The organism is Flavobacterium soli DSM 19725 (assembly GCF_000422705.1).
GTDB lineage: Bacteria > Bacteroidota > Bacteroidia > Flavobacteriales > Flavobacteriaceae > Flavobacterium > Flavobacterium soli.
Window position 1 is genome coordinate 99,649 of record NZ_AUGO01000013.1, and the last position, 20,730, is coordinate 120,378.

24 protein-coding genes are annotated in these 20,730 nt (G+C 34.5%); 11 read left to right on the forward strand and 13 right to left on the reverse strand.

Going from position 1 to position 20,730, the window contains the following annotated elements; translation table 11 throughout:
• Position 1: 1 nt before the first annotated feature.
• The 7 genes from G508_RS0113685 (at position 2) to G508_RS0113715 (ending at position 6,295) form a co-directional block, all read left to right on the forward strand.
• Positions 2-841 (forward strand): mechanosensitive ion channel family protein, encoded by an 840-nt coding sequence (locus G508_RS0113685; protein WP_026705856.1) that lies wholly within the window; start codon positions 2-4, stop codon positions 839-841.
• A 179-nt stretch (positions 842-1,020) separates the two neighbouring features.
• Entirely contained in the window at positions 1,021-2,184 is a 1,164-nt protein-coding gene (locus tag G508_RS0113690) for a sigma-54-dependent transcriptional regulator (protein WP_026705857.1), read from the forward strand.
• Positions 2,185-2,276: 92 nt separating this feature from the next.
• Positions 2,277-2,924, forward strand: coding sequence for a DEAD/DEAH box helicase (locus G508_RS0113695; RefSeq protein WP_026705858.1), 648 nt, complete (start codon positions 2,277-2,279; stop codon positions 2,922-2,924).
• 40 nt (positions 2,925-2,964) lie between these two features.
• Positions 2,965-3,183 carry a putative signal transducing protein gene (locus G508_RS0113700; RefSeq protein ID WP_026705859.1) on the forward strand — a complete coding sequence of 73 codons (219 nt, stop codon included), beginning with the start codon at positions 2,965-2,967 and terminating at the stop codon, positions 3,181-3,183.
• Between the two features lie 5 nt (positions 3,184-3,188).
• A complete protein-coding gene (locus G508_RS0113705) occupies positions 3,189-3,713 on the forward strand; it encodes a GNAT family N-acetyltransferase (RefSeq protein ID WP_026705860.1) in 525 nt (174 codons plus the stop codon).
• Positions 3,714-3,721: 8 nt separating this feature from the next.
• Complete coding sequence (locus G508_RS0113710) at positions 3,722-4,531, forward strand: alpha/beta hydrolase (protein ID WP_035694796.1); 810 nt, start codon at positions 3,722-3,724, stop codon at positions 4,529-4,531.
• A 129-nt stretch (positions 4,532-4,660) separates the two neighbouring features.
• Positions 4,661-6,295 (forward strand): ABC-F family ATP-binding cassette domain-containing protein, encoded by a 1,635-nt coding sequence (locus tag G508_RS0113715; protein WP_026705862.1) that lies wholly within the window; start codon positions 4,661-4,663, stop codon positions 6,293-6,295.
• A gap of 137 nt (positions 6,296-6,432) precedes the next feature.
• On the opposite strand, the gene G508_RS0113720 is transcribed toward G508_RS0113715, so the two are convergent.
• From G508_RS0113720 to G508_RS0113745, 6 genes are all read right to left on the reverse strand, one after another.
• Complete coding sequence (locus G508_RS0113720; protein WP_026705863.1) at positions 6,433-7,089, reverse strand: carboxypeptidase-like regulatory domain-containing protein; 657 nt, start codon at positions 7,087-7,089, stop codon at positions 6,433-6,435.
• Positions 7,086-8,027: a hypothetical protein gene (locus G508_RS0113725; protein ID WP_026705864.1), complete on the reverse strand. Its 942-nt coding sequence runs from the start codon at positions 8,025-8,027 to the stop codon at positions 7,086-7,088. Before G508_RS0113725 ends, G508_RS0113720 begins: the two co-directional genes overlap by 4 nt.
• Before the next feature lie 2 nt (positions 8,028-8,029).
• Complete coding sequence (locus tag G508_RS0113730) at positions 8,030-8,530, reverse strand: RNA polymerase sigma factor (RefSeq protein WP_035694798.1); 501 nt, start codon at positions 8,528-8,530, stop codon at positions 8,030-8,032.
• Positions 8,531-8,686: 156 nt separating this feature from the next.
• Positions 8,687-9,691, reverse strand: coding sequence for a LamG-like jellyroll fold domain-containing protein (locus G508_RS0113735; protein ID WP_026705866.1), 1,005 nt, complete (start codon positions 9,689-9,691; stop codon positions 8,687-8,689).
• 201 nt (positions 9,692-9,892) lie between these two features.
• Entirely contained in the window at positions 9,893-10,480 is a 588-nt protein-coding gene (locus tag G508_RS0113740) for a phospholipid scramblase-related protein (RefSeq protein ID WP_026705867.1), read from the reverse strand.
• A 77-nt stretch (positions 10,481-10,557) separates the two neighbouring features.
• A complete protein-coding gene (locus G508_RS0113745; RefSeq protein ID WP_026705868.1) occupies positions 10,558-11,400 on the reverse strand; it encodes a DUF6929 family protein in 843 nt (280 codons plus the stop codon).
• A 159-nt stretch (positions 11,401-11,559) separates the two neighbouring features.
• Between G508_RS0113745 and G508_RS0113750 the strand changes: the two genes are divergently transcribed.
• Together G508_RS0113750 and G508_RS0113755 are read left to right on the forward strand one after the other, a co-directional pair.
• A complete protein-coding gene (locus tag G508_RS0113750; RefSeq protein WP_026705869.1) occupies positions 11,560-12,438 on the forward strand; it encodes a PPK2 family polyphosphate kinase in 879 nt (292 codons plus the stop codon).
• 70 nt (positions 12,439-12,508) lie between these two features.
• On the forward strand, positions 12,509-13,129 hold the full coding sequence (locus G508_RS0113755; protein WP_157486034.1) for a hypothetical protein: 621 nt from the start codon (positions 12,509-12,511) through the stop codon (positions 13,127-13,129).
• Between the two features lie 172 nt (positions 13,130-13,301).
• On the opposite strand, the gene G508_RS0113760 is transcribed toward G508_RS0113755, so the two are convergent.
• Positions 13,302-13,841 (reverse strand): hypothetical protein, encoded by a 540-nt coding sequence (locus tag G508_RS0113760; protein ID WP_026705871.1) that lies wholly within the window; start codon positions 13,839-13,841, stop codon positions 13,302-13,304.
• A gap of 265 nt (positions 13,842-14,106) precedes the next feature.
• Here G508_RS0113760 and G508_RS0113765 point away from each other — a divergent pair, with 265 nt between their 5' ends.
• Positions 14,107-14,550 carry a GNAT family N-acetyltransferase gene (locus tag G508_RS0113765; RefSeq protein WP_026705872.1) on the forward strand — a complete coding sequence of 148 codons (444 nt, stop codon included), beginning with the start codon at positions 14,107-14,109 and terminating at the stop codon, positions 14,548-14,550.
• Between the two features lie 2 nt (positions 14,551-14,552).
• Positions 14,553-15,626 carry an alanine racemase gene (locus G508_RS0113770; protein WP_026705873.1) on the forward strand — a complete coding sequence of 358 codons (1,074 nt, stop codon included), beginning with the start codon at positions 14,553-14,555 and terminating at the stop codon, positions 15,624-15,626.
• Positions 15,627-15,765: 139 nt separating this feature from the next.
• Here the strand turns inward: G508_RS0113770 and G508_RS0113775 are convergent, their stop codons facing one another.
• The 6 genes from G508_RS0113775 to G508_RS19040 form a co-directional block, all read right to left on the reverse strand.
• Positions 15,766-16,887 carry an FAD-dependent monooxygenase gene (locus G508_RS0113775; protein ID WP_026705874.1) on the reverse strand — a complete coding sequence of 374 codons (1,122 nt, stop codon included), beginning with the start codon at positions 16,885-16,887 and terminating at the stop codon, positions 15,766-15,768.
• A gap of 415 nt (positions 16,888-17,302) precedes the next feature.
• A complete protein-coding gene (locus G508_RS0113785) occupies positions 17,303-18,214 on the reverse strand; it encodes a hypothetical protein (protein WP_026705875.1) in 912 nt (303 codons plus the stop codon).
• A gap of 86 nt (positions 18,215-18,300) precedes the next feature.
• On the reverse strand, positions 18,301-18,840 hold the full coding sequence (locus G508_RS0113790; RefSeq protein WP_026705876.1) for a helix-turn-helix domain-containing protein: 540 nt from the start codon (positions 18,838-18,840) through the stop codon (positions 18,301-18,303).
• A gap of 69 nt (positions 18,841-18,909) precedes the next feature.
• Complete coding sequence (locus G508_RS0113795; RefSeq protein WP_026705877.1) at positions 18,910-19,323, reverse strand: RDD family protein; 414 nt, start codon at positions 19,321-19,323, stop codon at positions 18,910-18,912.
• 186 nt (positions 19,324-19,509) lie between these two features.
• Positions 19,510-20,058, reverse strand: a complete 549-nt coding sequence (locus G508_RS0113800) for a hypothetical protein (protein ID WP_026705878.1) — start codon at positions 20,056-20,058, stop codon at positions 19,510-19,512.
• Between the two features lie 93 nt (positions 20,059-20,151).
• Entirely contained in the window at positions 20,152-20,604 is a 453-nt protein-coding gene (locus G508_RS19040; RefSeq protein WP_051197646.1) for an RDD family protein, read from the reverse strand.
• Positions 20,605-20,730: the final 126 nt, after the last annotated feature.

Below are 20,730 nucleotides of genomic sequence, written 5' to 3' on the forward strand. Positions count from 1 at the left end.
AATGGAACTATTTGAACAACTCAAAGAAATATTTGGCTTAAGCCTAATCAAAACTAAAGAAGTAAACTTCACTTTAGGAGCTTTGATTGCTTTGCTTTTTGCTTTTTTTGCGACGTCATTTATTTTAAGATTCATCAGAAAATTTGTTACTCGAAAACTTCCCGCTGATGACCGAAACAAATTTATTAGCATCTTTCAGTTTATTCAGTATGCCGTTTATATTTTCGTATTGATGTTCACCCTGAAAGCTTCAGGTGTTGATGTTACCGTACTTTTAACCGCTTCGGCAGCCATTTTCATCGGACTTGGATTTGCATTACAACAACTCTTTCAAGATTTAATTGCCGGAATTTTAATCATCTTGGACCAAGCTTTGCACGTTGGCGACATTATCGAAATCGAAGGAAAAGTGTGCCGTGTCGAAAAAATAAGCCTTCGTTCTACCATCGCTGTTACTCGAAATCAGCGTGTTATGGTTATTCCCAACCACAAGTTCATGAGCGATATCCTTTTCAATTGGACACAAAAAAGCAATATAATTCGTGAAAATGTAGAAGTTGGAGTGGCGTATGGTTCTGATACGCAATTGGTTAAAAACATATTAATAGAATGTGCCAAAAACCATACTAGAATTTTAAATGAGTATGAACCCATAGTAATGTTCGAGAATTTTGGTGATTCCTCACTCGATTTTGCCCTCTATTTCTATATCGACGACGGATTTACCGTTCCAGCAATCAAAAGCGAACTCCGTTTCGAAATCGATCAGCAGTTTAGAAAACATAATATATCAATACCATTTCCACAAAGAGACGTACATTTATACCAACAAAATAGTTAGGAGCGAAACGCTTGGGCAGAGAATGAAACCATTTTCCTGCTGCAGCAACTCGCTTTAAAACTGTTAGTCACAGTTTTAAGAGCTCAAACAATTGCAGCATCAGGGCTAGAAAGCCAATCATAAAACCTAAACCGCCAAATTAAAAATTTTAGAACCAGAACCTAGAACCCACAAAAAAAATGAGCAAAATACTAATCATAGAAGACGAAGCAGCCATCCGAAGAGTATTGACCAAAATACTTTCCGAAGAAAACGACACCTATCAAGTCGAAGAAGCCGAAGACGGTGTTTCAGGTTTCGAAAAAATAAAAAATAACGACTACGATTTGGTGTTATGCGACATCAAGATGCCAAAAATGGACGGAGTAGAAGTTTTAGAAGCGGTAAAAAAAATAAAACCCGAAATCCCAATGGTCATGATTTCTGGGCACGGAGACATGGAAACTGCCATCAACACAATGCGACTTGGAGCTTTCGATTATATTTCAAAACCACCTGATTTAAACCGACTTTTGAATACCGTTCGAAATGCTTTGGACAAAAAGCAACTCGTAGTTGAAAATAAAATTCTAAAAAAGAAAGTCAGCAAGCAATATGAGATGATTGGAAATTCGGACCCCATCAATCTCATAAAAGAAATGATTGAAAAGGTATCCAAAACGGATGCAAGGGTTTTAATCACCGGACCAAACGGAACGGGAAAAGAATTGGTTGCCCATCAATTACACGAAAAAAGCGAACGCTCCAATGCACCACTTATAGAAGTAAACTGTGCCGCAATCCCATCAGAATTGATTGAAAGTGAATTATTCGGACACGTGAAAGGTGCTTTTACATCAGCCGTAAAAGATAGGGCAGGAAAATTCGAAGCTGCCGATAAAGGAACAATTTTCTTGGATGAAATTGGCGACATGAGTCTTTCTGCTCAAGCAAAAGTACTTCGTGCTTTGCAGGAAAGTATGATAACGCGAGTTGGAGCCGACAAGGATATAAAAGTAGATGTACGTGTTGTTGCTGCAACAAACAAAGATTTGAAAAAAGAAATCGCAGAAGGTCGTTTCCGTGAGGATTTATACCACCGACTTGCCGTAATTTTAATTAAAGTTCCCGCTTTGAATGACCGTCGGGATGACATACCTTTGCTCATCGAACATTTTGCCATAAAAATCGCCGAAGAACAAGGAAATGCAACCAAGGTTTTCTCCAAGGAAGCTATCAAATTGTTACAGGAATACGATTGGACAGGAAATATCCGAGAATTAAGAAACGTAATCGAAAGGCTAATCATTCTGGGAGGAAACGAGATTTCTGAAAATGATGTGAAGCTTTTTGCGAGTAAATAAATTTGAATTTAACGATTAAAAGATTTAAAAATTGAAAAATTCCTTGCGAATCTTTTAATCATTAAATCTTTTAATTTTTCAATAAATAAGAAATGCAATTAAAAAAAATAAACCCAAATCTTCAACAGGCTTTGATTGAAAATGGTCTTGAAGAAGCCAACGAAATCCAACAGGAAACTTTTTCAACCATAAAAAGTGGTGCCGATTGCGTGATTGTAGCTCCAGCAGGTTCGGGAAAAACAACGACTTTGGTGATCAGCGTGATTCAAAGGTTGGAAAAGGAATTCCAAGAATCGCCTAGAGCCTTGATTTTTGTGCAAACTAAAGAAAAGATGCATGAAATGCGTGAGCTTTTTGCCAAATACGGGAATTACACCAATTTACGTGTTTATGGCGTTCACGATAAAGGTGATATCGATTTTGACAAGAACCATATTTCACTTGGAATTGACGTTTTGATAGGAACTCCCAACCGTTTGAGTGATTTGTTTGCTTCAGCAGGTTATGACATCAATCAATTAAAAATGTTTATAGTAGAAGATACGGATGAATTGTTGCGTTTGCGTTTCGATACCAAAATTGCACGAATTGCCGAAGCCAAGAAAACACAATGTATCTTCTTTACAGAAAATGTAACGGAAAGAATCGAAAGTTTTGCAGACAGAATCATGATTGAGCCTTTATGGTTTGAAATGGATGAGGAAGAAGACGAGGACGAGGATGAAGAAGAAACAGAATAGTTTTCAATAAGAAAAAAAATAATAAGTAATAAAATATCTCATGGGATTAATAAAAATATTTTCAGGAAGCGAAATTTTAGCTAAAAATTTACAAAACAGAATTGAAGCTGCAGGAATTGATACCGTTATAAAAGACAACATTCAGTCCGCTAGATTGGGAGGTTTTGGTAATTCAGATTTGGCAGTTGAGGTTTTCATCCAAGAAGTTGATTTTGGTAAAGCCAATTCTATTATTGAAGAATTTAGAATGAGCATCTAGTAGAAATGTGCAAGTATATTGAAACCGAACGATTGCTTTTAAGGGAACTTTTTCCCTCGGACGATTTGGGTATGTTTGAACTCGATTCTAATCCCGAAGTACATCGCTATTTAGGTAATAATCCTGTAACAGATATTGAACAATCACGCGAAATAATTGCCAATATTCGAGAACGGTATCTAACAAGAGGAATTGGTCGTTGGGCTGTAATTCTGAAGGGAACAAATGAATTTATTGGATGGTCGGGATTAAAGTTGGAGAAAGATGTCAACGGTCATGACTATTTTTATGACCTTGGTTATCGCTTTATTCCAAAACATTGGGGAAAAGGTTATGCCATCGAAACTGCAAATGCTTTTGTGAATTATGGTTTCAACACGCTAAAACTAGATACAATCAATGCTTATGCTGATGCAAGTCACAAAGCTTCAAGAAATGTTTTGGAAAAAGCCGGATTTAAATACATCAATACTTTTGAGTATCAAGGTGAAGAGGAAGTTTGGTATGAGATAAAAAATCCAAATAAATAAAAACAGTTATGCAGAAACTCAAATTTATTGTAATAACATTTTGCAGTTTATTTGCTATTCTTTACCTAATTATTCTTTCCTATTTATACTTCAATCAAGAAGATTTTATTTTCCAGCCCGCTAAACTTAGTAAGGATTATAAGTTTCAATTTGATGAAAAATTCGAAGAGTTAAAAATTCGTTCTTTTGATAATATCAATCTTAACGGCTTGCTCTTTAAAGCTGAAAAATCAAAAGGATTGATTTTCTACCTTCACGGAAATGCAGGAGCCCTTGATAGTTGGGGAAATATAGCCAATACTTATACTGATTTAGGATATGATATTTTTATATTGGATTACAGAGGTTTCGGTAAAAGTGGGGGTGAAATAGAGAGCGAAGAACAGTTTTATAAAGATGTAACTTTTGCATATAAAAAGATGCTGTCTCAATACCCCGAAAATAAGGTTATTATTGTCGGTTATTCCGTTGGAACAGGACCAGCAACTTATTTAGCATCGACAAACAATCCTAAAGTACTTATTTTACAAGCTCCTTATTATAATTTCTCCGAAATGGCTGATAGTCGTTTTCCTTTCCTGCCGGGATTTGTTCTTAAATATAAATTTGCAACCAATCAGTTTATTCCAAAGGTCAAAGCCCCAATCTATATTTTTCATGGTGATAGGGATCAGGTAATTTCTTTTAGTAATTCAGTTAAACTTCAAAAATTGCTAAAACCATCAGATCGATTTTTTCCACTTAAAAATCAGGATCACTTGAATATAAACGACAATATTGATTTTATAAAAGAATTAAGAATAATTTTGAAATCGTAGAAGTAAGTTTTTAGTTTAATTAATGAAATAGATTATTTCAATAGTATCAATTACTATATCTTTGCACCTTCAAAAAATCAGCAGCTTTTAGTTTTCCGACTTCCAGCTTCTAACTTCTAACTTTTTACGATGATTACAGTTAACGATATTTCAGTACAATTTGGTGGTACTACACTTTTCAGCGATGTTTCTTTTGCCATAAACGAAAATGATAAAATTGCCCTAATGGGGAAAAATGGAGCGGGAAAATCTACACTTCTAAAGATAATTGCTGGACAAAGTAAGCCTTCAACTGGTAATATTTCGGCACCAAAAGAAGCTATAATTGCCTATTTGCCACAGCATTTGCTTACTCAAGATGGTGCAACTGTTATGGAAGAGGCCTCAAAAGCATTTGGTGAAATCTTCAAGATGAAAGCCGAAATTGATGAGATAAATGAGCAACTAACGGTTCGTACTGATTATGAATCAGATGCTTATATGAAATTGATTGAGCGTGTTTCGGATTTAAGCGAAAAATTTTATGCCATTGAAGAGGTAAATTATGAAGCCGAAGTAGAGAAAATTTTGGTTGGTTTAGGATTTGAAAGAGAAGATTTTACACGTCAAACATCAGAATTTTCGGGAGGATGGAGAATGAGAATCGAATTGGCAAAGATCCTTTTGCAAAAGCCAGACTTGATTTTGCTGGATGAGCCAACCAACCACATGGATATCGAAAGTATCCAATGGCTTGAGGATTTCCTGATCAATTCTGCGAAAGCGGTTGTAGTAATTTCACACGATAGGGCATTTGTGGATAACATTACAAATCGTACTATTGAAGTTACAATGGGAAGAATTTACGATTATAAAGCTAAATATTCACATTATCTAGAGCTTCGAAAAGACAGAAGAATTCATCAGCAAAAAGCTTATGATGAACAACAAAAAATGATCGCCGATAACCAGGCTTTCATCGATCGTTTTAAAGGGACTTTTTCTAAAACGGATGCGGTTCAATCGAGGGTAAAAATGCTCGAAAAATTGACAATTGTTGAGGTTGATGAGGTGGATACTTCTGCTTTGCGATTGAAATTTCCACCAGCGGTTCGTTCAGGTCAATATCCGGTTGTGGTGAAAGATTTGACCAAATCGTATGGGGATCATTTGATTTTTAAAGATGCCAATATCGTAATTGAACGTGGTGATAAAGTAGCTTTTGTAGGCAAAAATGGGGAAGGAAAATCAACGATGATCAAAGCCATTATGAAAGAAATTGAAATCAATGGTGGTTCGGTAGAAGTTGGTCATAATGCTCAAATAGGCTATTTTGCTCAAAATCAAGCTTCACTTTTAGATGAAAATGCTACGATTTTTGAAACCATTGATAATATTGCAGTTGGAGAAATCCGCACACAAATAAAAAATATTTTAGGTGCTTTTATGTTTAGTGGAGACGACACGACTAAAAAAGTAAAAGTACTTTCTGGAGGAGAAAAAACACGTTTGGCAATGATTAAATTGTTGTTGGAACCTGTAAACTTGCTGATTCTGGATGAGCCTTCGAATCACTTGGATATGAAAACTAAAGACATCATCAAGGATGCACTTCGTGATTTTGATGGAACTTTGATATTGGTTTCGCACGACCGTGATTTCCTAGACGGTTTGGCTACAAAGGTTTTCGAATTCGGAAACAAGAGAGTGAAGGAACATTTTGAAGACATCAACGGTTTCTTGGCTCATAAAAAAATGGAGAATTTGCGTGAGATTGAGAAATAGTTTTTAGTGATTAGTTTTCAGTGATCAGTATTCAGTTACAGATTGTAATTAAAAACCATTAAAGTAGTAATGTTATTAAGTTTCTCACTTAATGTTTCTTATTACCTTAATGGTTTTACTAGTTTTAAATTTTCGAATTATCTAAATATTCTATCCCATAGCGATCTTTTATAAATGACAACTTCTCCAATTAAGGTTTCATTGCTAAAAAGTTCAACCTGAATTTTATCTTCTATTTTTTTTATTAGAATTTCTTTAGTTTCCATACCAATATAACTAAATTCTAAAATCAAGTCACTTGCTTTAATGTTTTTAGGCAACTTGATCGTAAAATTTCCATCCATATCTGTAGTAGTTTTGATATTACTTTCTTTTAACTTTACAGTTACACCAGGTAGAGGAAGCTTGTTTTCATAAACTTTTCCATAGAGTGTAATTGAATCATTGGTAAATTTAATACTACTTAAACTCTTTGTATCATTAGAAATAATCGTAGAATTTTTTATAACAGTAGTTTTAGAATGCACACTATTTGAAAAACTAAAAATAGAAGCTAAAGAAATAAATATTCCAATTTTTCTATAAGGGAATGAATATTCTTTTGCAGGTTCTTTTTTTATTCTTCCGCAAATTTTTCCTTCAATTTTAAGTTGCTTACTAATTTCAGAACTTGAATTATTGGTAAAGTCATAAACATTTTTATTACAACTTTCACAGAATTTTCCTTTATCAGTTGGTGTCATTTGGTTCCAATCTTCAAGACAAGGTTTGGGTACAGTAATCACTTTTCTCATTTCTTCAAAGGCTTTCCATTTTTTGTACTAATAATCACAACCCCTTTTTTACCCTTTTCGCCATAAGCAGCTGTAGCTTCCTCTTCGAGCAAAATTTTAGTCGAGATAATCTCTTGTTTGTCCAACGGATAATAAGGACTGGTTGGGTTTTTGCCAAAAAGTTCTTCTTCAGAATATTCCGTTCCGTTGATGACGTATAAGGGTTCTGTTAAAACTTTAATCAATTCAACTTCTTCGTTTTGCGTGTTATTTTTCTTTAAAAGCGTGTCCAAGTTATCATCATTTCGGTTTACAACAGCTTCTCCATCAACAACCACAAGAGGATTTGGCTTTTTTACAACTTGCTCTTCTGTAAAACTATCATTTTTTCTTTGTTTTTGAACAAAACTGCTTTTCACACTAACAGCATCATAAGTAGGCGGATTGAAGTATCCAGCACTTTTTTCTTTTTTGCTATTTTGGAGAACTCCAGCTTTATCGGTTTCAAAAGATTTGGTAGCAGGTTCTTCAAAAAGTTCATCGGCAGTTGCTGGAGTGTGATTTTCTACTACAGTCACAGCTTGTTCCGTCACCATTTTATCCTGAATGATTTCTTTGGCTTTCGCCGAATTTACAATGTTTGGATTCGCTTCTTGTTGTTCATTTTTAATAATTGGAGTTTCCGTTTTTATTGTTTCTATTTCTTCATGTACCACTGCGTTTTCTGGAGTAATAATTTCTGAATCCTCTTTAAAAAATTGATAACCTAAAGTAAAAAGCAATAAAAACGAAGCAGCAATCGCTATTTTTTTCCAAAGTCTATTTTCGTTTTTGAGTACCTTTTGGTCGAGTTTGTCTTCAACCCTTGCCCAAACTTTATCCATAGCAGGAAAGTCTTTGCCTTCGGCTTTTTGTGAAGCCTGTTGAAATTGTTTATATAATGTATCCTGATGTTCCATTACTATTTTGCTTTTTGATAATACAGATTATTTACTAATTCTTTTAACTTGGTTCTGGAAACATTCAATTGTGATTTAGACGTTCCTTCAGAAATCCCAAGCATTGCAGCAATTTCCTTATGCGAAAATCCTTCAATGGCAAAAAGATTGAAAACCGTTTTGCAACCTTCAGGGATATGATTGAGCAATTGCAGCAAATCTTCTTCGTCTAGAATAGTTTCCTCTGGCGTTTCCAGTTGTGGTTCAATCTTCATATCATCTATATAAATGTTGAAGTTGACTTTTTTCTTGAGTGTCAAAAGGCATTGGTTAACCGTTATTTTTCGGGCCCAAGCTTCAAAAGCTCGAACTTCCTTTAACTGGTCCAGTTTGGTGAAAATAGTATAGAAAGCATCGGCCATCACTTCTTCTATTTCCTCCTCCTTTTTGAGATACCGCTTGCAAGTTCGGTAGAGCTTTGGTGCCATAAACTCATACACCTGTCGCTGGGAGCCACGATGCATTTTTTTGCACTCTGTTAGTATTTTTTCGTCTATCACAATTGTTGTTTTTTATATAGAGTGTTTTTTATAGCCAAAGGTTGGGAAAAGGTATAAAAAAATAAAACAAAAAGCTTATCGGGAAGGATAAGCTTTTTGAAATAGGGTATAGGCTGGCGATTATTGTTTGATAAACTTTATAGTTTCACTCTGATTTATGATGGCAAAATAAACGCCACTGGTTAAATCAGCCACATTCACTGTAGCTGTTTGTGATTTTATTTCTTCTTGAGTAAGGATTACTCTTCCTGCCAAGTCAACAATTTTAATGGTATTGATTTCGGAGAAACCAGAAAAATGAATTTGGCTTGAAGTGGGATTTGGATAAATAGAAACTTTAGACGTCATAAAATTGTTGGTCGCCAACTCTTCTTCACTTCCCCAATTGGAAGTAGTTCCAGTTAAGGCAAAATTATTCAATGTGCCATTGAGCGTTCCCATTTCGTTTGTTAGGGTAGTTAAACCTGCATTAGAACCATAGGCTGTTCCTTGATTGAATTTGTAATACAACTTAAGATCGGTTTCGCCTTCAGGTGCTGCAATTTCTCCATTGTTATACATGATGGTGCTAATATCGGTTCCGGTAAGGGCTTTGCTCCAAAGACTAACTTCGTCAATATAGCCTTGATGGTAAAAATTAAACGAGCTATATTGTATGTTCCCGATTTTAAATGTCGAAGAATTGGATGCAGGAACACTACCTGATGCAGCAACCGATGCTACTTCCTGATCTCCCAGATAAAGCGTTAAATAGGATCCGTCATATACCAAGAAAAAGTGGTTCCATTCCTCCAACACCAATCCATCATAGGTTAAGGTATAGCCAACTCCACTGGAATTTCTAAACCTTGCCTCAACTTCGGTGCTTGTTAATTGAATGAGATAAAAATCAAAATTAGAATCATTTCGATAGCCTGCAAATCCATTGAATGCTGGAAAGCTTGGACTGTCATTTTTTGGAAATACTTTGCATGACATGGATATTGTCTCACTGCTGGATAGTAGATTGCCAGAACCAGCTACAGTAACATTGTCATTGACACCATCAAAATCAAGGTAATTGTTTTGTGAAAAACCAGTATAGGCCGAAAATGTGAATAGAAGTAAAAGTAGTTTTCTTTTCATAATACATTAAATTTAGGGGTTTTTGTTTAAACCAAATTTAATGTTTTTATACTACATTGGTTAATTTAAAATTAAATATTGTTAATTATTCACAAAAAATTAAAAATAAGTTGTTAAAATAATTTAATTAAAAATTTTAATCGTCAATAAAGTTAAACAGTTTACAGTTGTTGGGAAACTGTAAACTGTAATTAAAACTATTTATTCTTTAAACACCATATCGATACACATCACAGCGGCAAGAATCAATTGGCGAACAGCGTCGTCTGGTTTTACATTGTCATGGATTTGAAGTACATAATTATCGGCAGAAGTGAAGAGCTCCCGACCCATTCCGGCCCATTTTTTACTCACATGAGCTAACTCTGTACTGTCTTTCATAAACTTGAAATCCCAGCCTGTCCACTTTCCTTGAAGTGTACATACAGGTCTTCCATCTTTATCTTCGATGTTGAATTTTCCGCCAAAAGAAAAGAACTGCTGTTTGAACAAGCCAATCAAACGGTCTTTTTCATCGAAGATCTCTACATCCGAACGCAAAATAGTGAAGCCTCTTTTGACACTAATAATCTTTTCGCCTGATGTGGTTTTGATTTCCAGATGAAACGGCGTCATTCGTTTGTAATCGGTAAAGCGAAATAATTTAGTAAAGAAACCAAGATTATCTTCTCGGGTTGTCATGATCATCTGGTTGTTTTCCGGATCATAAATGTCAAAGTTATTGGCGGCCTTGAACATCCCAATGTGTTCTTTTACTAAAAATAGATTTTTGTTTAAAATTGGATGCATTGTTTTTTTTGGTTAAAAGTTATTTGTTAATCATTATACGTGACTGCTGTAAACTGCGACTGTAAACTGACCACTGATCACTTCTTCAAAGTAAGCTTGTAAATGTCAGATTGTTGCACGTCAGAATCTTTGTCTTCACACAAAAGGAATTCGAGTGTTTCTTTGTTGTTTTTATAAAGGGTGAGTCCTTCAAATTTATGTTCGTTGGTGATGGTTTGTTTTAACTTGATTTTCATGGTTTTGGTGTTGATACTTCCGATGATGCTTCCCAAAACGGCTCCGTCTTCATAAGTGGATTTTGAATCTTCGGCTGTGGCCAAAAAATAAAGGGTATTTTCCACCAAGATGGCATCGGTGAAAGTGGTTTGGACACCTTTTATTTTTGGAAGTTTATACGAATTGTAAAGGATTGTAAATTGATTTTCGAGATTTTTTCCTGAAACCGTAAAAACACCATTCTGACCCTTTTCGCCATTGCCTCTCTGGAAGAAATACCAGTTTTCGCCATCAAAAACACTTCCTTCGATATTGAAATCCTCGGGTTTAATTTCAGCGAAATATTGCATGGAAAGATAAAGATCGGTGAGGTCTAAAGTCTTTATGGGGTTTTTATTGTAGGTATTGAATTGCACCATTTGGTTGCGATTTTCGGTAGAGCCTGAACCAAAAACGCAAAGGTCTTCGCCAAATGGGGTAATGGATTCGAAATCGGGTTTTAGTTTTTTCGGAATGTTTTCTTTTGGCAATTCGGGATTTTCTAGGAGAATATGTGCATCGAGTTTTTTATCGGTCATGCCATATTCATAAAGTACTTTGCTGTTGTCGGAAATTAGAAAAAGCGAATCATTTTTGAAGAATAATCCGGAAGCAGAGCCAATGCCAATGATTTGGAACAAGAGTTCAAGTTGAAATTTTTGCATGATGGTGTTCTATTTTTAGCCCCGATAGTAGTGGAAATCCTTTTCTTTTTTTCTTTAAAAAAGAAAAGATTGCAACGGATAGCGGGATTAGCTCCTTTAAAAAAAAAATATTTTGTTTTCGAGTTTAAATATATACATTTATGTAAAACAAATGGAGCTATGAAAAATATAAATTTAGAAGATTTTAGGGTTGTGGAACCTATGGAGTTAAAAAACAGGCCAACGAAAATTGAGGTTCCTATCGATGATGAGAAAAAGGAGAAAAAGCTAGCCAAGGTTCGGAACAAGATGAGTGAGTTGCAGGACACGATGTATGCCCACAATCGCTATGGTGTTTTGATTTGCCTTCAAGGGATGGACACTTCGGGGAAGGACAGCTTGATTCGGGAAGTTTTTAAGGAGATAAATCCGAGAGGAGTGGTGGTGCATAGTTTTAAAACACCAAATTCGACCGAATTGGAGCATGATTATCTTTGGCGACATTATATTGCCTTGCCGGAAAGAGGAAAATTCTCTGTCTTTAATCGGACTCATTATGAAAATGTGTTGGTGACAAGGGTGCATCCCGAATATATTTTGAATGAAAATCTTCCAGGAATTGAAAAGGTGGAGGATATCAAGGATGAATTCTGGGAAAAGCGTTTTGAGCAAATCAATAATTTTGAAAAACATATTACCGAAAACGGAACGATCGTCTTGAAGTTTTTCCTGCATTTGAGCAAGGAGGAACAAAGGGAACGTCTTTTGAGACGCTTGGAAGAGGGAAAACACAACTGGAAGTTCTCGCCTGGAGACTTGAAAGAACGCGACGAATGGAACGATTATCAAAAGTTTTATCAGGAAGCGATTAATAAATCTTCTACAGAAAATGCTCCGTGGTTTGTAGTTCCTGCTGATGATAAAGAGTTGGCACGTTATATTGTGGGGAAGATTATCCTGAACGAGATGGAAAAATATACAGATATTAAAAATCCGGAATTAGACGAGGAAATCAAGGAAAATATCAAGCATTATATTAATGAGTTAAGTAAAATCTGAGATGAGTATTTTCGATCGAAAGACAAAAAAGAAAGATATTGAACAATTTGGAAATAAAATTGCTGAATTGTTGGAATATGAAGTGCCTCAAATTAAAGTTGCAATCGGACTTTCTGAAATTTATGGTATTAGTTTTGTCCAAAAACCAAAAGGAATTTATATTTCTCGTGGCTATAAACCAAAAGAGTTTGAAATAATAAGCAAAAATCATAAAACTTGTTTCAACCTGACAGGAATTTCTGTTTTAAACAAAAAAGAGAATCGTTATCAACAAATCAAACTCTATTATCAATCTGACGGACTGACTAAAATTGAGATTGAAGATCCAGAATATTTCCATAAGATATTTGACCTAAAACAAATTCAGAAAAGCAAAATTGAACTTAAGTATTTGAAAATAGAAAATCCTGATCAAAAGGCAACTGAAAAAATATTAAAGTCATTGAGTAAAGATCAAATTGACCTATTGGAATTAGATTATACATTTGAAATTGAGTTTGACAAAAAACTGTTTTACACGATTTTGGATATGGAAGATGGAAATTATATTGCTGTAGATAAAAAAGGAAAAATATACAGACTGAATCATAACCAAGAAGAACAAGTAAAATTGATTGCAAATAAACCAACTGACTTTTTTGAATTTTACAGTGGACAGAAAAGCGAACTGGAAGATATAATGTATAAATAAATAAAAAAGTTTACTAAACCGTGTTAAATCCGCAACAATCCATATCCATCAAATGTTTAGCTAGCTAGTTTTAATTAAAAATTTGTACAAGGCTTTATATTTGATTTCATAAAAAAAAACCTGATTGCAAATTCACAATCAGGTTTTTGGTTTTCATAGCAATTTTTCTTTTTTATAGTCGGAAACCGTAGGCAAGACGCAAAGCAAGTTGTCCTACACCTTTGTCGCCATCCACATTCACGAAATCTCCGTAGTATTCATAACGCAAACTCAAATCGATGTATTTGTTGGCATAACCAATTCCAGGCGAAAGGATTAAGGTAGTCTCATCATAGTCATTTGTTACTGCAAAACCAGCACCAACTTCTCCTAGAAGATAAAATTGGTCTTCCCAGATGAATCCTTTGAAACCTGCCTTTACAGGAATAAACCCTAAATCTTTAACATCGTTTCCAATAAAAAGATTCGTAAAACCTGTAGTCAAGGTGATAGATGTTCTTTTTGATAAATCATATTGAAGTCTTGCATCTGCACCAAGTGCGAAATCATAAGGATCTTCAAATACATATCCTGCATTTAAACCGAATCCTAAACGGAAACCTTGATCATAATTTTCAGCCGCTTCAGGTAATGTCGCTGGTTCTTGTGCGTTTACATTTCCTGCAAATAGCATTGCAATTGCAACTGCTACTAATTTAAATTTTGTTTTCATTGTTTTAGTTTTTAATGTTAATCTATCTCTTGCTTTACTAGTATAATTCCTAACAAAGCACAAGGCAAAGATAGTTTTGCACTTTTTAGAAAGAGTTATGGAATTTAGGGATATTGTTATATTATTTTGAGAAAGAGCAATTGACCGCTTTTTTCTAAAAGTTTATATAAGAGACGCTAAGCCCATTTTAACAAAGTTTAACGCCATCTTTTTGCCTAAAAAGCTTAAAAAAGCGAACTTGTAATTAATTATAAAAATGTAAAAAATGATAGTGATCGAAAAATTCAATCCAACTACAAAAATTGAAAGCCATTTGCAAGAAGAAATTCTAGATTTTCTTTTTCATAATTTAGAAGAATATGGTGACCCAAAAAATGATATTGAGGAGGCCATAAAATATGCCTTGAGCGATGAACCCAATAAAGGAGGTTTTGTGATTGCTGCAAAAATGGATTCGGAGATTGTGGGTGCGGTTGTGGTAAACGAAACAGGAATGAAGAAATATATTCCCGAAAATATCCTGGTCTATATTGCGACAGATTGTAACCAACGCGGAAAAGGAATTGGAAAACAGCTCATGATTGAAGCAATGGAAACCGCAATGGGAAGCATCGCTTTGCATGTTGAACCTGATAATCCAGCCAAGAAGCTGTATGAAAAGCTAGGCTTTACTAACAAATACCTTGAAATGAGGTATTCAAAAAACTAAAGATGGCCTTTATAACTCTCGAAACACAAAAACTCAAAAAGAATTACCACTACCTAGATTCTTTTTTTAATGATCACGGTATAGAATGGTCCATTGTGACCAAAATGCTTTGCGGTAACAAGAAATACCTGCAAGAACTACTCGATTTGGGCATCAACCAATATTCAGATTCCAGGATAAGTAACTTGAAGATGATCAAGCTCTTGAAGCAGGATGCCGAAACCATCTATATCAAACCTCCTGCAAAGGGCGTGATCGAAGAAGTCATTACCTATGCCGATATCAGTATGAATACCGATTTTGAAACCATCCGGATGCTATCCGAAGAAGCTTTAAGGCAAAATAAAATCCATAAGATTATTATCATGATCGATCTGGGCGAACTTCGTGAAGGCGTGATGCGTGATGATTTTGTAGATTTTTATGCTACCGTTTTTCGAATGAAGAATATCGAAGTGGTGGGAATAGGAACCAATCTTTCCTGTCTATATGGCATTTTGCCCAATAACGACAAGTTGTTGCAACTTTGCCTTTATAAACAGCTCATTGAACTCAAGTTCAACGTGAAAATTCCCTATATTTCAGGTGGTTCTTCCGTTACCATTCCGTTGATCGAGCAAAAACTTTTGCCAAAGGATGTAAATCATTTTAGGGTAGGGGAAACGCTCTTTATGGGTACCGATGTTTACAATAACAAAAAGTATGATGAACTGGAAAACGATATTTTCAAGCTGTATGCCGAGATCATCGAATTATATGAGAAACCTCTAATTCCGTCTGGCGAAATGGGTCCGAATCTGGAAGGTGACACCGTTACTTTCAATCAGGAAAATGTAGGCAAGACGACCTATCGTGCCATTATTGACGTAGGTTTGCTTGATATCGACATCAAGCATTTTGATCCAACGGATACCGAAATTAAATATGCCGGAGCGACTTCTGATATGGTGGTGCTCGATTTGGGTGAAAATCCAAAAGGCTACAAAGTGGGTGACCAGATCGAATTCACGATGGATTATATGGGAATCGTGAGGATCATGAACTCTAAATATATTGAGAAAAGGGTGTTGAATTAATTTTTTCTCCTAAAAAGCAAATCCCTTTCAGTTTTGAAAGGGATTTTTTTTATGGCTTCTTATACTCAATCTATAGAAAGGCTACTTGATCAAGTAGCGAAAAACTAAAAAAAGAAAATAGCATTGTTGGCGAAATGCATTAAGGCAAATAGTTATCTCTTCTTGTAAATTCACCAGAGATGATTTTTTCTACTGTTTTATCACGTTTGGTTTTTAGGAAAAGCATACCTATATTTACCTTAGTATCACTTTTGCTGTACTTGATGAGTTTCTCTTGCATGCGTTTTGAATTACAATAAAAATTATAATATTGTTTATTCCATTGCTGTTCATATTCACTAAGAAATGAAGCGTCTTGATGAGATAATGCTTTTTCGATGGCATTGGCTGCCATTACAGCGGATCTGAAAATAAATTTGTATCCTTCTCCAACAACTGGATTTACTTGCGAAACGGAGTCGCCAACACATATAAGATTATTGTAAAAAATCTTTGTTTTTACAGAAGTAATAGGCAGTATGCCACCCTCGGCATCATCATTGTCTTTTTCTACAATTGCTGCAATGTGCGGAATTGTAAGCATCTTGTTTAATCGTTTTTTCAATTCTTTCACTACCAGAATATCAAAAGAACCAAAACCTAATATCGCTCTGTTGTCCTTCATAGGAAACAGCCATCCATAGCCTCCTTCATAATGATTACCCAGATAGAGATGTGCTTCGTTAGTATTGCCTTTGTATTTAACATTAAACTCCACTCCAACAGCCACATCTGGTTCTTTCTCCTGCAATCCGCTTTTTTTGCTCAAAACTCCCGATAGTCCAGTTGCATCCACAAAATAAGTGGCAGAATAGGTGTTGCCTTTATTGTCTATTATTTCTGTTATGTTTCCCGTTGTATCTGAATTGTGTTTTTTAATGTACACTCCCGTTTCTATATCCACATACTCTTTATCAAGAGATTCTATAAGATGCTGATGCAGATAAGCCTTGTCCAATATGCTGGCTTTGGTACGTGCTGAATGTTTTACATTCTTGGAGTAGAGGGTCACTTTATTTATTTCAGTAGCCACCACATCCGGGGATAAATCAAATTCCTTGATGTCCATAAAACTACCCAGTGTTTTAAAAGAGAGGTTCAGCAAATCTGTTTTACGGTCCAGCAATAAGGTCTTTCTCTTTTTACGTCCCATCTCCCGGGCAAGCATGAGGCCTGCACCTCCGGCACCCACTATAATTACATCATATTTTTTGTTTTCCATTTTATGCTCAAGGTTTTTGTTTTTGCTTATTTTGGTGATTTGTCTATTTTGATGCTCTATTCCTTTTCGGTAACACTAGTCCTCCATCATTTCTTTTAACCTCAAAACCGAACCTTTATCTCTTCCAAGTAATGACGTCAGCAAAGGCTTTTGCTTTTCATTATTAGGATAGATTGTCATGCTGTTCCTCTTCTTTAATTGAAGCGATGTCTACAAAAATATAAAAAAACATCAAGCACAGGCTTAGGTGAAGTTCTAAAAGAGTGCAGTTTATGTTTTTGGGCTTGGCGAAGTGGGGGATATCCTTCATAAAAGCAAAATCCCTTTCAGTTTTGAAAGGGATTTTTATCATAGAATGCGATCGGTTTTCAGTTTTCAGTTAATGATTTGTTATTGACATGGTACGAGAAATATTTTACTCTATTCCCATTTTATTTTGAGTGCAGTCAAAAAACAAATTATTGTTTAAAAATATTTTGTTGCCCAGCATTCCTGTCATTCCCGAAAATTTCATCATTGCATATTGAGCTTGCGAAAAACCCTCTATGTAAGTAATATTATTTAATGGTATATCATGGCTAGAGATTTGTATTTTTCGATTGCATTTTGCTGTATATGCAGTTAATACTTTATTCCAAGATTGTGATTTTTCGATGATAATTTTTGAATTGGGTAGTTTCAATTTTCCCCAAACTTCTTTGTTAGATAATAATTCATAGGCACTTGTTCCTGAGTCGAACAAAAACTTTTCATCCTTTCCATTTAACAAACCCTTGAAAATTATTTTTCTTTTTTTGAATTTGAAATCAAAGAGTTTAGTTTGAAATTGTGTTGGTACTTTTGATAGATTTAGCACCATATAATTTTCTTTGAAATTGAGGAGTGTCTTTCTGTCTTCCAAAATATCTGCCCCAATTGTACCAATTATTTGTAGTGTATCTTCATCATTGTCATCCCCAAGATTATAAATTTTGAATTTGTTGGATGCAATTTTTGTTTTACCTATATAGAATGAGGTTTTTGCATGTTCTTTAGTTATGGATATTTGAGGAATGCTCTTAATTGATTTGGAATAGAAAATTGTATAGGGCGAACCTGTATCAAATTGTAAATAATAAGTTGCTGTATCGGCTTCAAAATGTATGGGTAGCAACAACACATTTTTTGCTTTGCCTAACCATGTAAGTGGAACGAAACCACTTTCATTTTTTACTGTTAAATAATTTTTTTCAGGAGTAAATTTTTGGTCAAAATAAATATAGCCACCCACTACAGCCAAAACTAAAACAACCAAAATGGTCAATACAATTTTCTTTAAAACTTTCATTATATTTTTTTTGCAAATTTCTGTTTTGGGAAACAATTTCTTTGCAAAAGTAATACGTCAATTTTACGTCAATTTGCTGACAACACCTATAAGTAATTGATTTTTAAATTTTTATGCAAATCATTTATTTTGTTTAAACTAATTCCGTTTGCAATAACAACCACTAATTTCAAACCAAGAATTAGAAATAACGGGATTAAAAAAAGTGGAAAACGGATTGATAATCCTTTTTGGATAAACGGACTTGCGATTAGAGAAACCGCCAATATGGAGGATATAAGTATTTGAACACTAACGATACTTTTTCCAAGTTCTTTGTTTTTAGCGTCCTTTGTTTTGTATGTCAAAATCAATGGAAATATAACTCCACCAAAAGGAATTATCAGTCCTAATAAACTAGAAAAGTTAATCAGTTTTGCCCTGTCAAGTTTTGTGATTTCTTTTTTAGGAATAAGATTTTCAGTCTCAGTTTCAAAAACACTTGCGAGAGCCTTCAATGTAAAACCTTTTGGAATATTTCCAGCCTCAATTCTTTGAATTGTCCTTAACGAAAGTCCACTTTTTTCAGCAAGTTCGGTTTGAGTTAAGTTTTTTTCTTCTCTTAATTCTTGTACTATTGATTTCATTGTCTTTTTGGTTGCGGTCTGATAGATTTTCTGCTAATTGTTGTGGATATAGGTGTGATTGGATTTTTTTTAATCTTTCGTATCGATCACGATTGTTTTTGCCCACATATCTCCAAGGCGTTGATGTTTTTCCGAATTCTTAATCGCAATAATTGCAGGTATCCCATAGAATAGAATATCAATGGGATCCAACAAGTGTCTTTTTAAAGCTTGCATAAATCCAATATTCATCCCTTTAAGTGTTACTACTTTTAAATCCAAACAATGATGACCAAGTGTTGCTCCATTAAAGAATTCAATCAGTATGAAGTAAACAAGCCAGATAATAAAAAGAGGTAATGCAAGAAAGCCATTTACAGTTTTTCCACCTTCAAGATTAGCTGTTCCAAAAATGCTTATGTAAGTACTAAAAAATAACAGATAAATTCCATAATCAATTAGGGTTGCGGAGATTCGTTTTGTTAGATTCGTTTTATACACCATTCTTTATATTTTATTTTGAAAAAAGTTAGAACTGTTTATTCCGGTTTTTCAACGTTTTGGCTTTGTGAAGGCTTTTTTTACAATGTATTGAAAAAGGGTAGAGTTGATTTTGTTTGTGGGCACGGTTTACAAAACCGCGCGAACTATTGTGGATATCCGAGCCGTCGGGTTCTACTTAAAATTTTATTATCGAAATTTAGCATTTATAATTCGTGTCAATTCGTTGCCTAATTTCTTTGCGTTTTCTGCATTTGCATTGTCCATTTGAAATTTTAAGATAGGAGTTTCTTTATTTTGGGCTTGAAGAAAATGAGTGACAATAATAAAGTCCGAGCCTTTTGTTTCCCTACGTCTTATTTTCATTACTTCTATTTTCATTTTTACTTTTATACTTCCGTTCAAATGAATGGTTTTTAATTTAAGGTTGTGTCGAAATGAAATAATGCCGTCTCTAATTTTAATTCCATCGTTAGCCTGGCGTATTAAAGTTAGGATTGATAAAACCAATAAAAATAATCCCAATATAAGTCCGATATATTTTGAAACTTCGGTTGAGGTCTTGCTATAGGGAACAACAATTAAAAATATACCTCCCAATAAAAAAAACAGCATTCCCAAAGTTGATTTGTCGCTTAAGCGAATTTTATGTTTTATTACTAGAACTTTGTCATCTGCCAAAATTTTTAAAAAGGCTTGGTCTGCAATTTTTATTATGTCATCGTTAATTTTTGTCAATGTTTCTGTTGTTTAGCTGATAAAAGAAGTGGCGGTGTTTCGGGTCGATTCTCCTTACCGAACGGGAACGAAGTTATGAAAAATAAACGTTGTTTAATTCTCTTTGACTTCAATTGATTGGTTAATATTTTTTAAATCTTTCGTGTCGACTACGATTGTTTTTGCCCACATATCCCCAAGTCGTTGATGTTTTTCCGAATTTTTAATCGCAATAATTGCAGGTATCCCGTAGAATAGAATATCAATGGGATCCAACAAGTGTCTTTTTAAAGCTTGCGTAAATTCAATATTCATCCCTTTTAATGTTACTACTTTTAAATCCAAACAATGATGGCCAAGTGTTGCTCCATTAAAGAATTCAATCAGTATAAAGTAAACAAACCAGATAATAAAAAGAGGCAATGCAAGAAAGCCATTTACAGTTTTTCCACCTTCAAGATTAGCTGTTCCAAAAAGGCTTATGTAAGTAATAAAAAATAACAGATAAATTCCATAATCAATCAGGGTTGCGAAGATTCGTTTTGTTAGATTCGTTTTATACACCATTCTTTATATTTTATTTTGAAAAAAGTTAGAACTGTTTATTCCGGTTTTTCAACGTTTTGGCTTTGTGAAGGCTTTTTTTATAATGTATTGAAAAAGGGTAGAGTTGATTTTGTTTGTGGGCACTAT

Coding starts and splice junctions, on each gene's coding strand:
- G508_RS0113765 (WP_026705872.1), top strand. CDS start 14,107: ATGATAGTGATCGAAAAATTCAATCCAACTACAAAAATTGAAAGCCAT.
- G508_RS0113705 (WP_026705860.1), top strand. CDS start 3,189: ATGTGCAAGTATATTGAAACCGAACGATTGCTTTTAAGGGAACTTTTT.
- G508_RS0113730 (WP_035694798.1), bottom strand. CDS start 8,530: ATGCATCGTGGCTCCCAGCGACAGGTGTATGAGTTTATGGCACCAAAG.
- G508_RS19040 (WP_051197646.1), bottom strand. CDS start 20,604: ATGGTGTATAAAACGAATCTAACAAAACGAATCTTCGCAACCCTGATT.
- G508_RS0113700 (WP_026705859.1), top strand. CDS start 2,965: ATGGGATTAATAAAAATATTTTCAGGAAGCGAAATTTTAGCTAAAAAT.
- G508_RS0113745 (WP_026705868.1), bottom strand. CDS start 11,400: ATGCAAAAATTTCAACTTGAACTCTTGTTCCAAATCATTGGCATTGGC.
- G508_RS0113685 (WP_026705856.1), top strand. CDS start 2: ATGGAACTATTTGAACAACTCAAAGAAATATTTGGCTTAAGCCTAATC.
- G508_RS0113695 (WP_026705858.1), top strand. CDS start 2,277: ATGCAATTAAAAAAAATAAACCCAAATCTTCAACAGGCTTTGATTGAA.
- G508_RS0113770 (WP_026705873.1), top strand. CDS start 14,553: ATGGCCTTTATAACTCTCGAAACACAAAAACTCAAAAAGAATTACCAC.
- G508_RS0113710 (WP_035694796.1), top strand. CDS start 3,722: ATGCAGAAACTCAAATTTATTGTAATAACATTTTGCAGTTTATTTGCT.
- G508_RS0113775 (WP_026705874.1), bottom strand. CDS start 16,887: ATGGAAAACAAAAAATATGATGTAATTATAGTGGGTGCCGGAGGTGCA.
- G508_RS0113790 (WP_026705876.1), bottom strand. CDS start 18,840: ATGAAATCAATAGTACAAGAATTAAGAGAAGAAAAAAACTTAACTCAA.
- G508_RS0113690 (WP_026705857.1), top strand. CDS start 1,021: ATGAGCAAAATACTAATCATAGAAGACGAAGCAGCCATCCGAAGAGTA.
- G508_RS0113715 (WP_026705862.1), top strand. CDS start 4,661: ATGATTACAGTTAACGATATTTCAGTACAATTTGGTGGTACTACACTT.
- G508_RS0113760 (WP_026705871.1), bottom strand. CDS start 13,841: ATGAAAACAAAATTTAAATTAGTAGCAGTTGCAATTGCAATGCTATTT.
- G508_RS0113785 (WP_026705875.1), bottom strand. CDS start 18,214: ATGAAAGTTTTAAAGAAAATTGTATTGACCATTTTGGTTGTTTTAGTT.
- G508_RS0113725 (WP_026705864.1), bottom strand. CDS start 8,027: ATGGAACATCAGGATACATTATATAAACAATTTCAACAGGCTTCACAA.
- G508_RS0113750 (WP_026705869.1), top strand. CDS start 11,560: ATGAAAAATATAAATTTAGAAGATTTTAGGGTTGTGGAACCTATGGAG.
- G508_RS0113795 (WP_026705877.1), bottom strand. CDS start 19,323: ATGGTGTATAAAACGAATCTAACAAAACGAATCTCCGCAACCCTAATT.
- G508_RS0113740 (WP_026705867.1), bottom strand. CDS start 10,480: ATGCATCCAATTTTAAACAAAAATCTATTTTTAGTAAAAGAACACATT.
- G508_RS0113735 (WP_026705866.1), bottom strand. CDS start 9,691: ATGAAAAGAAAACTACTTTTACTTCTATTCACATTTTCGGCCTATACT.
- G508_RS0113720 (WP_026705863.1), bottom strand. CDS start 7,089: ATGAGAAAAGTGATTACTGTACCCAAACCTTGTCTTGAAGATTGGAAC.